This is a genomic window from Enterobacter cloacae complex sp. IR5441, from assembly GCF_049238215.1.
In the GTDB taxonomy this organism is placed as follows: domain Bacteria; phylum Pseudomonadota; class Gammaproteobacteria; order Enterobacterales; family Enterobacteriaceae; genus Enterobacter; species Enterobacter hormaechei_C.
This window is the reverse complement of record NZ_JBMKIA010000003.1, coordinates 370,709-384,579: the sequence shown is the minus strand read 5'-3', so window position 1 is coordinate 384,579 and position 13,871 is coordinate 370,709. Positions and strand designations below refer to the sequence as shown.

Annotated in this window: 15 protein-coding genes and 1 pseudogene; 10 read left to right on the top strand and 6 right to left on the bottom strand. The window is 56.2% G+C overall.

The window, feature by feature from the left end:
- A partial coding sequence (locus ACOTX5_RS06375) for a recombinase family protein (RefSeq protein WP_421632444.1) occupies positions 1-529 on the top strand: 529 nt, incomplete at its 5' end.
- A 41-nt stretch (positions 530-570) separates the two neighbouring features.
- On the opposite strand, the gene ACOTX5_RS06370 is transcribed toward ACOTX5_RS06375, so the two are convergent.
- From ACOTX5_RS06370 to ACOTX5_RS06360, 3 genes and pseudogenes are all read right to left on the bottom strand, one after another.
- Positions 571-834 (bottom strand): DinI family protein, encoded by a 264-nt coding sequence (locus tag ACOTX5_RS06370; RefSeq protein ID WP_032659052.1) that lies wholly within the window; start codon positions 832-834, stop codon positions 571-573.
- A gap of 272 nt (positions 835-1,106) precedes the next feature.
- Positions 1,107-1,202, bottom strand: a pseudogene (locus tag ACOTX5_RS06365) (hypothetical protein); the annotation flags it as partial.
- Complete coding sequence (locus ACOTX5_RS06360; protein WP_045911180.1) at positions 1,199-1,765, bottom strand: hydrolase; 567 nt, start codon at positions 1,763-1,765, stop codon at positions 1,199-1,201. The gene ACOTX5_RS06360 and the pseudogene ACOTX5_RS06365, both read right to left, overlap by 4 nt.
- Positions 1,766-2,027: 262 nt before the next feature.
- Here ACOTX5_RS06360 and aspS point away from each other — a divergent pair, with 262 nt between their 5' ends.
- From aspS to ruvB, 6 genes are all read left to right on the top strand, one after another.
- Positions 2,028-3,800 (top strand): aspartate--tRNA ligase, encoded by a 1,773-nt coding sequence (gene aspS / locus ACOTX5_RS06355; RefSeq protein ID WP_045911181.1) that lies wholly within the window; start codon positions 2,028-2,030, stop codon positions 3,798-3,800.
- 1 nt (position 3,801) lies between these two features.
- Entirely contained in the window at positions 3,802-4,245 is a 444-nt protein-coding gene (gene nudB, locus ACOTX5_RS06350; RefSeq protein WP_023296808.1) for a dihydroneopterin triphosphate diphosphatase, read from the top strand.
- Positions 4,246-4,272: 27 nt separating this feature from the next.
- Positions 4,273-5,013 (top strand): YebC/PmpR family DNA-binding transcriptional regulator, encoded by a 741-nt coding sequence (locus tag ACOTX5_RS06345; RefSeq protein ID WP_003859747.1) that lies wholly within the window; start codon positions 4,273-4,275, stop codon positions 5,011-5,013.
- A 34-nt stretch (positions 5,014-5,047) separates the two neighbouring features.
- Positions 5,048-5,569 (top strand): crossover junction endodeoxyribonuclease RuvC, encoded by a 522-nt coding sequence (gene ruvC / locus ACOTX5_RS06340; RefSeq protein WP_003859749.1) that lies wholly within the window; start codon positions 5,048-5,050, stop codon positions 5,567-5,569.
- A gap of 80 nt (positions 5,570-5,649) precedes the next feature.
- The gene (gene ruvA / locus ACOTX5_RS06335; protein ID WP_003859751.1) at positions 5,650-6,264 is read left to right on the top strand and encodes a Holliday junction branch migration protein RuvA; all 615 of its coding nucleotides are present in this window, start codon (positions 5,650-5,652) and stop codon (positions 6,262-6,264) included.
- A gap of 8 nt (positions 6,265-6,272) precedes the next feature.
- On the top strand, positions 6,273-7,283 hold the full coding sequence (gene ruvB, locus ACOTX5_RS06330) for a Holliday junction branch migration DNA helicase RuvB (protein WP_003859753.1): 1,011 nt from the start codon (positions 6,273-6,275) through the stop codon (positions 7,281-7,283).
- Positions 7,284-7,335: 52 nt separating this feature from the next.
- Here the strand turns inward: ruvB and znuB are convergent, their stop codons facing one another.
- Together znuB and znuC are read right to left on the bottom strand one after the other, a co-directional pair.
- On the bottom strand, positions 7,336-8,121 hold the full coding sequence (gene znuB / locus ACOTX5_RS06325; protein WP_015570280.1) for a zinc ABC transporter permease subunit ZnuB: 786 nt from the start codon (positions 8,119-8,121) through the stop codon (positions 7,336-7,338).
- The gene (znuC, locus tag ACOTX5_RS06320; RefSeq protein ID WP_017384350.1) at positions 8,118-8,873 is read right to left on the bottom strand and encodes a zinc ABC transporter ATP-binding protein ZnuC; all 756 of its coding nucleotides are present in this window, start codon (positions 8,871-8,873) and stop codon (positions 8,118-8,120) included. Before znuC ends, znuB begins: the two co-directional genes overlap by 4 nt.
- A gap of 77 nt (positions 8,874-8,950) precedes the next feature.
- Between znuC and znuA the strand changes: the two genes are divergently transcribed.
- The 3 genes from znuA (at position 8,951) to lpxM (ending at position 12,319) form a co-directional block, all read left to right on the top strand.
- Positions 8,951-9,895 carry a zinc ABC transporter substrate-binding protein ZnuA gene (znuA, locus tag ACOTX5_RS06315; protein WP_026080689.1) on the top strand — a complete coding sequence of 315 codons (945 nt, stop codon included), beginning with the start codon at positions 8,951-8,953 and terminating at the stop codon, positions 9,893-9,895.
- A gap of 15 nt (positions 9,896-9,910) precedes the next feature.
- The gene (gene mepM, locus ACOTX5_RS06310; protein WP_003859762.1) at positions 9,911-11,230 is read left to right on the top strand and encodes a murein DD-endopeptidase MepM; all 1,320 of its coding nucleotides are present in this window, start codon (positions 9,911-9,913) and stop codon (positions 11,228-11,230) included.
- Between the two features lie 117 nt (positions 11,231-11,347).
- On the top strand, positions 11,348-12,319 hold the full coding sequence (gene lpxM, locus ACOTX5_RS06305) for a lauroyl-Kdo(2)-lipid IV(A) myristoyltransferase (RefSeq protein WP_015570283.1): 972 nt from the start codon (positions 11,348-11,350) through the stop codon (positions 12,317-12,319).
- A 43-nt stretch (positions 12,320-12,362) separates the two neighbouring features.
- Here lpxM and pyk read toward each other — a convergent pair whose 3' ends face one another.
- Complete coding sequence (pyk, locus tag ACOTX5_RS06300; protein WP_003859767.1) at positions 12,363-13,805, bottom strand: pyruvate kinase; 1,443 nt, start codon at positions 13,803-13,805, stop codon at positions 12,363-12,365.
- Positions 13,806-13,871: the final 66 nt, after the last annotated feature.

The window sequence follows — 13,871 nt, the reverse complement described above, 5'->3', positions numbered from 1 at the left end:
AACAAATGACCAAAACACAGATCTTCAGCGACAAGCTCTCGAACGCGCAGGATGTGAACAGGTTTTTGAGGAAAAAATGAGCGGGACGGTAGCGAACCGGCCAGCGCTTAAAAAGCTTCTGCGAACGCTGAATGAGGGCGATACGCTGGTAGTGTGGAAGCTGGATCGCCTCGGGCGAAGCATGCGGAACCTGGTACTGCTGGTAGACGAACTCCGGCAGCGCGGCATCCACTTCAAAAGCCTTACGGACAGCATAGACACCTCCAGCCCAATGGGGCGTTTCATATTCCACATCATGTCAGCCCTGGCCGAAATGGAGAGGGAGTTAATCGTGGAGCGTACCAGGGCGGGATTAGCGGCAGCGCGTGAGAAGGGGCGCATAGGAGGCAGGCGACCAAAGCTAACACCGGAGCAATGGGCGCAGGCTGGACGGTTGATCGCCAACGGAGTGGACAGAAGGCAGGTGGCGATTATTTACGACGTTGCGGTGTGCTCACTGTATAAAAAGTTTCCCGCGGGTAAGGCGTAAAAGAATAATGGGCAGCGCTGAAATAGCTGCCCGTAAAGCTATTATCCATGCTGGCGAACGGTAGGTGAGTCTGAGGTTAACCACATGTCAGATTCATCAAACATTTCTTCCAGCATTCGGTTCAGTTTTTCACGATCACTTTTGCTGGCGTTGCTGTTTAAGGCGTTCGCCTGCATCGGCTTAACCTTCACTTCTGCGTCAGGGAAAATCTGGTGCACCCGTTTCGTCAGCTCTGCCAGGATAATCTCTCTGGCGCCAACCAAACCATCAACATTACGCTTGTCATAGACCAGCTCAACGAACATAAAGACCTCCGGAAACGACTGTATTTTTAAAGAGAATTTATACTGGTTATTTGTACAGTGTCAACGGTTGGGTATATAGCATTTCAGAAGAGATCCATGGGGCATGGATGGGGCAAAAAAATTGTTTTTGAGACGGTTTGGGGCATGGGTGGGACATTTTTACTCATATGAACTTTGGTGATTTTCATATGAAGGGAATTTTATGTGATTGATAATTCTAAAGAATACACATGCTCTTGGGCGTTCTTTAGTGATTTTTAAAATTGCCGCGTCACGCAGTTAAAGTGTCGGGCATACTCTTCAAGGCTGGTAATACCCAGGCGCACCCATTTCGGGTGCGACCACTGGGGCAGGCCCACGTACATCATAGCGCGCTGAGGATCTCATCCGTGCTGCGCACGCGACCGATACGCGGGAAGATATGGGTCATGCTGCCCTGGTGCTGATCCGCAGAGGCTGCGCTGCACGCATCTTCCGCGATCACCAAGTTAAAGCCCAGCTCCCAGGCGTTACGGGCGGTGGATTCCACACCGATGTTGGTGGAGATCCCGCACAGAATAATCGTGTCGATCCCGCGACGGCGCAGCTGGAGCTCCAGGTCGGTGCCGTAGAATGCGCCCCACTGGCGTTTGGTGACTTCTATATCGCTGTCGCGTTTACCGAGCGAGACAGGATATGTCCACCAGTTGTCCGGCAGCGCCTGCGCCGGGGCCTTGGCATCAACCGGCTGTTTTAACGCTTCGGCGAAATCAGCGGACCAGCCGACGCGCACCATAACAACAGGCGAGCCGCTGGCGCGGCATTTTTCTGCCAGGCGCGCAGCGCGGCTGACCACATCGTCAGCGGTGTGCGGACCACCGGCAAAAGGCAGAATGCCTTCCTGTAAATCAATGACCACAAGGGCGGTTTTGCTGGCATCAAGTGTAAACATCGTCACTCCCGTCAAATGATTGCTTTTCTACACCTTACGACGTGATGGCCTGTTATCGGTCGGATAATTTTGTTAATTTTTGTGAGAATAGGCAATAAGAGTTCAGCAAACGCGCGTCAGGCCGTGCTTCGCTCTTATCGTGCGGCAGAATTTCCAGTATAATAGCCGCCTTTTTTCATCCAGTTGTGACATACAGAAAGCTGCGACATCGTAGCCTGCGAGACAGGCGACAATCAGCCTGCGGCTAATTAAGGGATATCTCATGCGTACAGAATATTGCGGGCAGCTGCGTCAGTCCCACGTCGGGCAGCAGGTCACCCTGTGTGGTTGGGTCAATCGTCGTCGCGATCTTGGTAGCCTTATCTTTATTGATATGCGTGACCGCGAAGGTATCGTTCAGGTGTTCTTCGATCCGGATCGCGCTGATGCGTTGAAACTGGCTTCTGAGCTGCGCAATGAGTTCTGCATTCAGGTGACGGGCACCGTGCGTGCGCGTGACGAGAAAAACGTCAACGCCGACATGGCGACCGGTGCTATCGAAGTGCTGGCGTCCGATCTGACGATCATCAACCGCGCGGAAGCGTTGCCGCTGGACTCCAACCACGTCAACACCGAAGAAGCGCGTCTGAAATACCGCTACCTGGATCTGCGTCGTCCGGAAATGGCTCAGCGCCTGAAAACCCGTGCGAAAATCACCAGCCTGGTGCGCCGTTTTATGGATGACCACGGTTTCCTTGATATCGAAACCCCGATGCTGACCAAAGCCACGCCGGAAGGCGCGCGCGACTACCTGGTGCCATCCCGCGTCCATAAAGGCAAATTCTACGCGCTGCCGCAGTCACCACAGCTTTTCAAACAGCTGCTGATGATGTCCGGCTTCGATCGCTACTATCAGATCGTGAAATGCTTCCGCGACGAAGACCTGCGCGCTGACCGTCAGCCAGAATTTACCCAGATCGATGTGGAAACCTCTTTCATGACCGCTGAGCAGGTGCGTGAGGTGATGGAAGCCCTGGTGCGTAGCCTGTGGAACGACGTGAAAGGCGTTGAACTGGGCGATTTCCCTGTCATGACCTTCGCGGAAGCCGAGCATCGCTACGGTTCCGACAAACCAGACCTGCGTAACCCGATGGAGCTGGTGGACGTGGCAGACCTGGTGAAAGCCGTTGAGTTCGCGGTCTTTGCTGGCCCGGCTAACGATCCGAAAGGCCGCGTGGCTGCCCTGCGCGTTCCGGGCGGTGCTGCCCTGAGCCGTAAGCAGATTGACGACTACGGCAACTTCATCAAGATCTACGGCGCGAAAGGTCTGGCCTATATTAAAGTAACCGAGCGTGCAAAAGGTCTGGAAGGCATCACCAGCCCGGTGGCGAAATTCCTGAATGCGGACATCGTGGAAGCGATCCTTGAGCGCACCGGCGCGCAGGACGGCGACATGATCTTCTTCGGTGCAGACAACAAGAAAGTGGTTGCGGATGCGATGGGCGCGCTGCGTCTGAAGCTTGGCAAAGACCTGAACCTGACCGACGAAAGCAAATGGGCGCCGCTGTGGGTAATCGACTTCCCGATGTTTGAAGACGACGGTGAAGGCGGCCTGACCGCGATGCACCACCCGTTCACCTCGCCAAAAGAGATGACGGCGGCAGAGCTGAAAGCAGCGCCGGAAGACGCGGTGGCAAACGCCTACGATATGGTCATCAACGGCTACGAAGTGGGCGGCGGTTCCGTGCGTATTCACAGCGGTGAAATGCAGCAGACCGTGTTCGGCATTCTGGGCATTAACGAGCAGGAGCAGCGCGAGAAGTTTGGCTTCCTGCTGGACGCCCTGAAGTACGGTACCCCTCCGCACGCGGGTCTGGCCTTCGGTCTTGACCGTCTGACCATGCTGCTGACCGGCACCGACAACATCCGTGATGTGATCGCCTTCCCGAAAACCACCGCAGCGGCGTGTCTGATGACTGAAGCGCCAAGCTTTGCCAACCCGGCCGCGCTGGCTGAGCTGGGCATTGAGGTGGTGAAGAAGGAAGAGAAAAACTGATATGGCATATAAGCGTCCCGTTTCGGTTCTGGTGGTCATTTATGCAGAAGACACGAAGCGGGTGCTGATGTTGCAGCGTCGCGACGATCCGGATTTCTGGCAGTCGGTTACCGGCAGCCTGGAAGAGGGAGAGACCGCGCCGCAGGCCGCCGCGCGTGAAGTAAAGGAAGAGGTCGCCATTGATGTTGCTTACGAGCAACTGACCCTGAAGGACTGTCAGCGCACGGTGGAGTTTGAAATTTTTAGCCATTTACGTCATCGCTATGCACCGGGCATTGAGCGCAATACGGAATCGTGGTTCTGCCTTGCGCTTCCCCATGAGCGGGAGATCGTGTTCACGGAACACCTGACCTACCGCTGGGTGAATGCGGCGGATGCCGCCGCACTGACCAAGTCGTGGAGCAACCGGCAGGCGATTGAAGAATTTGTAATTAACGCTGCCTGAGAAGGCGCGATTTTTGGAGAACTTTTTATGGCAGGTCATAGTAAGTGGGCCAACACCAAACACCGCAAAGCGGCACAGGATGCCAAACGCGGTAAAATCTTTACCAAAATCATTCGTGAGCTGGTGACAGCGGCGCGTCTGGGCGGCGGCGATCCGGCTTCTAACCCACGTCTGCGCGCAGCGGTGGATAAAGCCCTGTCCAACAACATGACGCGTGACACCCTGAACCGTGCCATCGCACGTGGCGTGGGCGGTGATGAAGACGCGAACATGGAAACCATCATTTATGAAGGTTACGGTCCTGGCGGTACGGCGGTGATGGTTGAGTGTCTGTCCGACAACCGTAATCGTACCGTTGCGGAAGTGCGTCACGCGTTCACCAAAACCGGCGGCAACCTGGGCACTGACGGTTCTGTAGCGTACCTGTTCAGCAAAAAAGGCGTCATCTCCTTCGAGAAAGGCGACGAAGATGCGATCATGGAAGCGGCGCTGGAAGCCGGTGCGGAAGACGTGGTGACCTATGACGACGGTGCTATTGATGTTTACACCGCATGGGAAGAGATGGGGGCCGTGCGCGATGCGCTGGAAGCGGCTGGCCTGAAGGCGGATAACGCTGAAGTCTCCATGATCCCGTCTACCAAAGCGGACATGGATGCGGAAACCGCACCGAAACTGCTGCGTCTGATCGACATGCTCGAAGACTGCGACGACGTGCAGGAAGTGTATCACAACGGTGAAATCTCTGATGAGGTTGCAGCGACTCTCTGATGAGAGCCTGTAAACCGTTTACGGGAGACGCGTGATGTCGATTATTCTCGGGATTGACCCCGGCTCACGCGTCACCGGCTATGGCGTTATCCGTCAGGTGGGACGCCAGCTAACCTACCTCGGCAGCGGCTGTATTCGCACCAAAGTGGACGATCTGCCGTCGCGCCTGAAGCTCATCTATGCGGGCGTGTCGGAGATCATCACCCAGTTCCAGCCGGACTATTTCGCCATCGAGCAGGTCTTTATGGCGAAAAACGCTGACTCGGCGTTAAAGCTCGGTCAGGCGCGCGGCGTGGCGATTGTTGCCGCCGTGAACCAGGATCTGCCGGTGTTTGAGTACGCGGCCCGTCAGGTTAAGCAGACGGTGGTGGGCATTGGTAGCGCGGAGAAAAGCCAGGTGCAGCACATGGTGCGTACCCTGCTGAAGCTCCCTGCGAACCCGCAGGCCGACGCCGCGGATGCGCTGGCCATTGCGATTACCCACTGTCACGTCAGCCAGAATGCGATGCAAATGAGCGAGTCGCGGCTCAATCTGGCGCGAGGCAGGTTACGATAATGACAAATCAGGCTGGATGTTTATCCAGCCTTTTTTTATTATGTCGGCAGTTAATTTCTTCCAGAACGCAGGAGCGTCACGTGATAGGCAGACTCAGAGGCATCATCATTGAAAAACAACCCCCGTTAGTGCTGCTGGAAGTGGGTGGCGTGGGCTATGAAGTCCATATGCCGATGACCTGCTTCTACGAACTGCCGGAGGCGGGCAAAGAGGCGGTTGTCTTTACCCAGTTTGTGGTGCGTGAAGACGCTCAGCTGCTGTACGGCTTCAATAACAAACAGGAACGCACCCTGTTCCGCGAATTGATTAAAACCAACGGCGTCGGGCCGAAGCTGGCCCTGGCGATTCTGTCCGGTATGTCAGCGCCACAGTTTGTGAACGCCGTTGAGCGTGAAGATCCGGCTGCGTTAATTAAACTTCCTGGCATCGGGAAGAAAACCGCCGAGCGCCTGATTGTCGAGATGAAGGACCGTTTCAAAGGTCTGCATGGCGATCTGTTCACGCCGGCAGCCGATCTGGTGCTGACTTCCCCGGGCGCGCCTGCATCGGATGATGATGCCGAGCAGGAAGCGGTTGCCGCGCTGGTGGCGCTGGGCTATAAACCTCAGGAGGCCAGCCGGATGGTGAGCAAAATTGCTAAACCGGATGCCAGCAGTGAAACCCTGATTCGTGAAGCGCTGCGCGCTGCATTGTGAGGTAAAGGATGATTGAAGCAGACCGCCTGGTATCGGCAGGCACTATTCAGCCAGATGACGTGGTGGATCGCGCGATCCGTCCCAAACTGCTGGATGAGTACATCGGCCAGCCGCAGGTTCGTTCTCAGATGGAGATTTTCATCCAGGCGGCAAAGCTGCGCGGCGATGCGCTCGATCACCTGCTGATTTTTGGGCCGCCGGGGTTAGGTAAAACCACCCTGGCGAATATCGTCGCCAATGAAATGGGCGTTAACCTGCGTACCACCTCCGGCCCGGTACTGGAGAAAGCAGGGGACCTGGCGGCGATGCTGACCAACCTCGAACCGCATGACGTGCTGTTTATCGATGAGATCCACCGTCTTTCACCGGTGGTGGAGGAAGTGCTCTATCCGGCAATGGAGGATTACCAGCTGGATATCATGATCGGTGAAGGTCCGGCCGCGCGCTCGATCAAAATCGATCTGCCGCCGTTTACCCTGATTGGCGCCACGACCCGCGCCGGCTCTCTGACCTCTCCGCTACGCGACCGGTTTGGTATCGTGCAGCGTCTGGAGTTTTATCAGGTGCCTGACCTTCAGCATATTGTGGGCCGCAGCGCGCGCTACATGGGGCTGGATATGAGCGAAGAGGGGGCGTTTGAAGTGGCGAAGCGCTCCCGCGGTACGCCGCGTATCGCCAACCGCCTGCTGCGCCGGGTGCGTGACTTTGCCGAGGTGAAGCACGACGGCACCATATCGGCCGAGATCGCCGCCCAGGCGCTGGATATGCTGAATGTCGATGCCGAAGGCTTTGACTATATGGACCGTAAGCTGCTGCTGGCGGTGCTGGATAAGTTCTTTGGCGGGCCGGTAGGGCTGGATAACCTGGCGGCGGCAATTGGCGAAGAGCGTGAGACTATCGAGGACGTGCTGGAGCCGTATCTGATCCAGCAGGGCTTCTTACAGCGTACCCCACGTGGTCGTATGGCGACGGTGCGGGCGTGGAATCATTTCGGTATTACGCCGCCCGCGATGCCGTAAGCAGCGATAAATGGTAGCCCCGGTAAGCGAAGCGCCACCGGGGACATGCTGACTACTGCGCGGTCTTTTTCATCATACTGAAAATAAACAACACCGCCGCGCACAATACTACCGACGGCCCCGCTGGCGTGTCATAAAACGCCGAGAAGGTTAACCCGCCCGTCACCGCAATCATTCCGATAATCACCGCGATACCGGCCATTTGCTCCGGCGTACGCGCAAAACGGCGCGCAGTGGCGGCAGGAATTATCAGCAGCGACGTGATGATCAGCGCGCCGACAAACTTCATCGCCACGCCGATGGTTAACGCCGTCACCAGCATCAATAGCAGCTTCACGCGCTGAAGCTTCACGCCGTCGACAAAGGCCAGATCCGGGCTGACGGTCATAGCCAGTAAATTTCGCCACTGCCACAGCAGGATCCCGAGCACCACTGCCACGCCAATGGCAATAGAAATCAGATCTTCGGGCGTGACGGCCAGCAGATCGCCGAACAGATAGGCCATCAGGTCCACGCGGATGTTTGACATCAGGCTCACTACCACCAGGCCCAGCGACAGGGCGCTGTGCGCCATAATGCCGAGCAGGGTATCAATTGCCAGATGAGGGCGTTTTTCCAGCCAGACCAGACCGGCAGCCAGCAGCAGCGTGACGACAATCACCGCATAAAACGGGTTCACGTCCAGTAACAAACCAAACGCCACACCCAGCAATGAAGCATGGGCCAGCGTATCGCCGAAATAGGACATTCTGCGCCAGACGACAAACGAGCCGAGTGGACCCGCGGCGCAGGCAAGCATAATCCCGGCCAGCCAGCCGGGCAGTAACAGTTCAATCATGAGTGTCCATTTCCCCGACGCAGGACAATTCGTCCCTGTAAATCATGGCGGTGATTGTGATTATGACGATAGATGCCCAGCTGCTCGGCGCCACGATGGCCAAACATAGAGATAAATTCCGGATGCATTGACACCACTTCCGGCGTGCCGGAACAACAAATGTGATGGTTCAGGCACAGCACTTCGTCGGTTTTGGCCATCACCAGATGCAGATCATGGGACACCATCAGCACCGCGCAGTTTAGCTCCCGACGGAGCTGGTCAATCAGATCGTACAGCGCAACCTGACCGTTGACGTCAACACCCTGCGTCGGCTCGTCCAGGACCAGCAGCTGAGGGCTGCTGAGCAGGGCGCGGGCAAGTAATACGCGCTGGGTTTCACCGCCCGACAGCTTTTGCAAGGGCGCCTCAACAAGATGTCCCGCCTGAACGCGTTTCAGCGCCGGGAGGATATCCGCTTTACGCGTACCGGGACGGAGGCGCAGGAAGCGGCTCACCGTCAGGGGCAGGGTGGCATCGAGGTGTAATTTTTGCGGCACATAGCCGATACGCAACTTGTCTTGGCGGACGATAACACCTGCGTCAGGGGCTACTAGGCCTAATACGACGCGTACCAGCGTCGACTTGCCTGCACCGTTAGGGCCGAGCAGCGTGAGTATTTTGCCGGGCTTCAGATTCAGCGACACGTCAGAAAGGACGCGGCGCTGGCCGAATGAGACCGAAACATTTTCAAGAGAAACTAAAGTCGTCATGTCAATTTAAGCTTGCAGAAGTCATCGAATGTTATAATATCACATCCCACGCATTCATTACGATGATTAGTCGCATTATGTTACAGAAAAATACGCTTCTTTTCGCAGCTTTATCCGCTGCTCTTTGGGGTACAACAGCACAAGATGTTAACGCCGCCGTTGTCGCTTCGCTTAAACCGCTTGGATTTATCGCCTCTGCCATCGCGGATGGGGTCACTGAGACCCAGGTTCTGCTGCCTGATGGTGCTTCCGAGCATGATTATTCCCTGCGTCCATCTGATGTAAAACGCTTACAGAACGCGGACTTAGTCGTCTGGATTGGTCCTGAGATGGAAGCGTTCATGCAGAAGTCAGCCAGTCAGCTTGCCGCTGAGAAACAGGTGACGATTGCCGGGCTGTCCGGCGTGAAACCGTTACTCATGAAAGGAGCTGAGGACGAGGGTGACGAACACGACCACGACCATGCTCACGGTGAAAAAGGTGACGACCATCACCATCACGGCGAATACAACATGCATCTCTGGCTCTCCCCAGAGATAGCGCGGCTTACAGCGGTTGCAATCCACGACAAATTAGTGGAACTTATGCCGCAAAGTCGAATCAAACTCGACGCCAACCTGAAGGATTTTGAGGCTCAATTAGCCGCAACCGACAAACAGGTGGGTAACGAGCTCGCACCGCTTAAAGGAAAAGGGTACTTCGTTTTTCATGATGCCTACGGGTATTACGAGAAACATTACGGTCTGACCCCGCTGGGGCATTTTACCGTCAACCCTGAAATTCAGCCTGGTGCGCAGCGTTTACATGAAATCAGAACACAGTTGGTTGAGCAAAAAGCGACATGCGTTTTTGCTGAGCCACAGTTCAGGCCAGCGGTCGTAGAAGCCGTGGCCAGGGGAACATCCGTGCGCATGGGAACCCTTGACCCGCTAGGTACGAACATCCAGTTGAGCAAAGCGAGCTATTCGCAGTTCCTCAGCCAACTGGCGAATCAGTATGCGAGCTGCCTGAAAGGAGATTAACGAGGAAGTGAATACGTGCAACAGATAGCCCGCTCTGTCGCCCTGGCATTTAACAATCTGCCTCGACCCCACCGCGTTATGCTGGGGTCGCTTACAGTTCTCACATTAGCGGTCGCCGTCTGGCGGCCCTATGTTTACCACCCGAGTTCCGCCCCAATCATTAAAACCATCGAACTGGAGAAGAGCGAGATCCGCTCTCTGCTGCCTGAGGCCAGCGAGCCTATCGATCAGGCCGCTCAGGAAGATGAAGCGATTCCCCAGGATGAGCTGGATGACAAGATCCAGAATGAAGCCGGCATTCATGAATATGTTGTTTCTACTGGCGATACGCTGAGCAGCGTCCTGAACCAGTACGGTATCGACATGGGCAACATCAGCCAGCTCGCCGCATCCGATAAAGAGCTGCGTAACCTGAAAATTGGTCAGCAGCTTTCCTGGACCCTAACGCCCGACGGCGATCTGCAACGTCTGACCTGGGAGATGTCCCGTCGCGAAACCCGCACCTACGATCGCACTGCAAACGGTTTCAAAATGACCAGCGAATTGCAGCAGGGCGACTGGGTTAACAGCGTCATGAAAGGGACCGTCGGCGGCAGCTTTGTTTCCAGCGCACGCGATGCCGGCCTGACCAGCGCTGAAATCAGCTCGGTGATCAAAGCCATGCAGTGGCAGATGGATTTCCGCAAACTGAAAAAAGGCGATCAGTTCTCTGTCCTGATGTCCCGCGAAATGCTGGACGGTAAGCGCGAGCAGAGCCAGCTGGTGGGCGTTCGTCTGCGTTCAGACGGCAAAGACTACTACGCTATTCGCGCGGAAGACGGTAAGTTCTATGACCGCAGCGGTACGGGTCTGGCAAAAGGCTTCCTGCGTTTCCCAACGGCGAAACAGTTCCGCGTCTCCTCCAACTTCAACCCGCGTCGTCTGAACCCGGTAACTGGCCGCGTAGCGCCGCACCGTGGCGTTGACTTCGCCATGCCGCAGGGCACGCCAGTGCTGGCGGTAGGGGATGGTGAAGTGGTCATGGCGAAACGCAGCGGTGCTGCTGGCTACTACGTTGCTATTCGTCACGGTCGTACGTACACCACCCGCTACATGCACCTGCGTAAACTGCTGGTCAAACCGGGCCAGAAAGTGAAACGTGGCGATCGCATCGCGTTGTCCGGTAACACCGGCCGGTCGACGGGTCCGCACCTGCACTACGAAGTGTGGATCAACCAGCAGGCGGTTAACCCGCTGACGGCGAAACTGCCGCGCACCGAAGGGCTGACCGGCAAAGATCGCAAAGATTACCTGGCGCAGGTGAAAGAGGTGATGCCGCAGCTGCGCTTCGACTAAGCTCTCCTGATTTAAAAAGCCGGCGTCAGTATGCGCCGGCTTTTTCTTTTGTGCGCGGGCGGCAGCCTCGCTACACTATCCGAATATATTTTTGCGTCACCAGACCCTGGAACCCGCATGGAAACCAAAAAAAACAATATTGAGTACATTCCTGAGTTTGAAAAATCTTTTCGCCACCCGCGTAACTGGGGCGCCTGGCTTGGCGTATACGCGTTTGCTGGCATGGCGTTGCTACCTGCTTCCCTCCGCGATCCGGTGCTCGGCAAAGTGGGGCGCCTGGCAGGGCGCTTAGGTAAAAGCGCACGCCGCCGCGCGCAAATAAATCTGTTGTACTGTTTTCCGGATAAAAGCGACGCCGAACGCGAAGCAATCATTGATGACATGTATACCACCGCGCCACAGGCCATGGCGATGATGGCGGAACTGGCGCTGAAAGGGCCGGAGAAGATCGTCGAACGCGTTGACTGGAAAGGGCTGGAGATCATCGACGAGATGCGTCGCAATGATGAAAAGGTGATTTTCCTGGTGCCGCACGGCTGGGGGGTAGACATTCCGGCGATGTTAATGGCGTCGCAGGGCCAGAAAATGGCGGCGATGTTCCATAATCAGGGAAACAAAATCTACGACTTCGTCTGGAATACCGTGCGCCGTCGCTTTGGCGGGCGTTTGCACGCCCGAAACGATGGCATTAAGCCTTTCATTCAGTCGGTACGTCAGGGTTACTGGGGCTACTATCTGCCCGATCAGGACCACGGCCCGGAACACAGCGAGTTTGTCGATTTCTTCGCAACCTATAAAGCCACGCTACCCGCGATTGGTCGCCTGATGAAAGTCTGCCGCGCCCGCGTGATCCCACTGTTCCCGGTTTATGACGGTAAAACGCATCGCCTGAGCATTGAGGTACGTCCGCCGATGGACGATCTGCTGACCGCAGACGATCACACCATCGCACGTCGCATGAATGAAGAGGTGGAGGTGCTGGTGGGGCCGCATAAGGAGCAATATACGTGGATCCTGAAGCTGCTCAAAACGCGTAAACCTGGCGAAACAGAGCCGTACAAGCGTAAAGAGCTTTTCCCGAAGAAATAGGAAACCTTCACCCCTCTCCCCTTAGGGGAGAGGGGATTGGAGCTTACTCTACGGTCAGTACGCGGGTGGTATTGGTTGAGCCGATGGTGCTCATCACGTCACCCTGCGTCACGATAACGATATCACCGGATACCAGATAACCTTTGTCGCGCAGCAGGTTCACGGCATCGTGCGCGGCGGCCACGCCGTCGTTGGTGCTGTCGAAGTATACTGGCGTCACGCCGCGATACAGCGCCGTCAGGTTCAGCGTACGCTCGTGACGGGACATGGCGAAGATCGGCAGACCGGAGCTGATACGGGACGTCATTAGCGCGGTACGGCCAGATTCGGTCATGGTGATGATCGCCGTGACCCCTTTCAGGTGGTTGGCTGCGTACATCGCAGACATCGCAATCGCTTCTTCCACGTTGTCGAACTGAATGTCCAGACGGTGTTTAGAGACGTTAATGCTTGGGATCTTCTCTGCACCCAGGCACACGCGCGCCATGGCGGCCACGGTTTCTGCCGGATACTGACCTGCCGCGGTTTCCGCTGACAGCATCACCGCATCGGTACCATCCAGCACGGCGTTCGCCACGTCCATGACTTCCGCACGGGTTGGCATTGGGTTGGTGATCATGGATTCCATCATCTGGGTGGCGGTGATCACCGCGCGGTTCAGCTGACGCGCGCGACGGATCAGCGCTTTCTGGATACCGACCAGTTCAGGGTCGCCAATTTCCACGCCCAGGTCACCACGGGCAACCATCACCACGTCAGACGCCAGGATCACGTCGTCCATCGCGTCCTGATCGCAGACCGCTTCAGCGCGTTCCACTTTCGCAACGATTTTCGCATCGCAGCCTGCATCGCGCGCCAGGCGGCGAGCATAGTTCAGATCTTCGCCGCAGCGCGGGAAGGAGACGGCCAGGTAATCCACGCCGATCTGCGCTGCGGTCACGATATCCGCTTTGTCTTTATCGGTCAGCGCTTCGGCAGACAGGCCACCGCCGAGTTTGTTGATGCCTTTGTTGTTGGAGAGCGGGCCGCCGACGGTCACTTCGGTGAATACCTTCATACCCTGAACTTCCAGCACTTTCAGCTGTACGCGTCCGTCGTCCAGCAGCAGGATGTCGCCAGGCACAACGTCAGCAGGCAGACCTTTGTAGTCGATACCCACTTTTTCCTTATCGCCTTCGCCTTTACTCAGGTTGGCATCCAGCAGGAATTTATCGCCGATGTTGAGGAAGACTTTGCCTTCTTTAAAGGTCGATACGCGGATTTTTGGACCTTGCAGGTCACCGAGGATAGCAACATGGCGGCCCAGTTTAGCTGCGATTTCACGCACTTTGTCGGCACGTAATTTATGGTCTTCTGGCGTACCGTGAGAGAAGTTCATGCGCACCACGTTGGCACCCGCGGCGATAATCTTTTCGAGGTTATTATCGCGGTCGGTGGCCGGGCCTAAGGTGGTGACGATCTTGGTTCTGCGAAGCCTTCTGGACATGTAATACTCCGTTGACTGAAACAACTTTGGTGTTGCGTGAACATAGAATCGGCCTTCATCTATCGC

What these genes read in the sequence shown, in the direction of transcription:
- nudB (WP_023296808.1), top strand. Translation starts at nt 3,802, where the DNA reads ATGGCATATAAGCGTCCCGTTTCGGTTCTGGTGGTCATTTATGCAGAA.
- znuA (WP_026080689.1), top strand. Translation starts at nt 8,951, where the DNA reads ATGTTACAGAAAAATACGCTTCTTTTCGCAGCTTTATCCGCTGCTCTT.
- znuB (WP_015570280.1), bottom strand. Translation starts at nt 8,121, where the DNA reads ATGATTGAACTGTTACTGCCCGGCTGGCTGGCCGGGATTATGCTTGCC.
- ACOTX5_RS06370 (WP_032659052.1), bottom strand. Translation starts at nt 834, where the DNA reads ATGTTCGTTGAGCTGGTCTATGACAAGCGTAATGTTGATGGTTTGGTT.
- znuC (WP_017384350.1), bottom strand. Translation starts at nt 8,873, where the DNA reads ATGACGACTTTAGTTTCTCTTGAAAATGTTTCGGTCTCATTCGGCCAG.
- aspS (WP_045911181.1), top strand. Translation starts at nt 2,028, where the DNA reads ATGCGTACAGAATATTGCGGGCAGCTGCGTCAGTCCCACGTCGGGCAG.
- ruvB (WP_003859753.1), top strand. Translation starts at nt 6,273, where the DNA reads ATGATTGAAGCAGACCGCCTGGTATCGGCAGGCACTATTCAGCCAGAT.
- pyk (WP_003859767.1), bottom strand. Translation starts at nt 13,805, where the DNA reads ATGTCCAGAAGGCTTCGCAGAACCAAGATCGTCACCACCTTAGGCCCG.
- ACOTX5_RS06360 (WP_045911180.1), bottom strand. Translation starts at nt 1,765, where the DNA reads ATGTTTACACTTGATGCCAGCAAAACCGCCCTTGTGGTCATTGATTTA.
- lpxM (WP_015570283.1), top strand. Translation starts at nt 11,348, where the DNA reads ATGGAAACCAAAAAAAACAATATTGAGTACATTCCTGAGTTTGAAAAA.
- ruvC (WP_003859749.1), top strand. Translation starts at nt 5,048, where the DNA reads ATGTCGATTATTCTCGGGATTGACCCCGGCTCACGCGTCACCGGCTAT.
- ACOTX5_RS06345 (WP_003859747.1), top strand. Translation starts at nt 4,273, where the DNA reads ATGGCAGGTCATAGTAAGTGGGCCAACACCAAACACCGCAAAGCGGCA.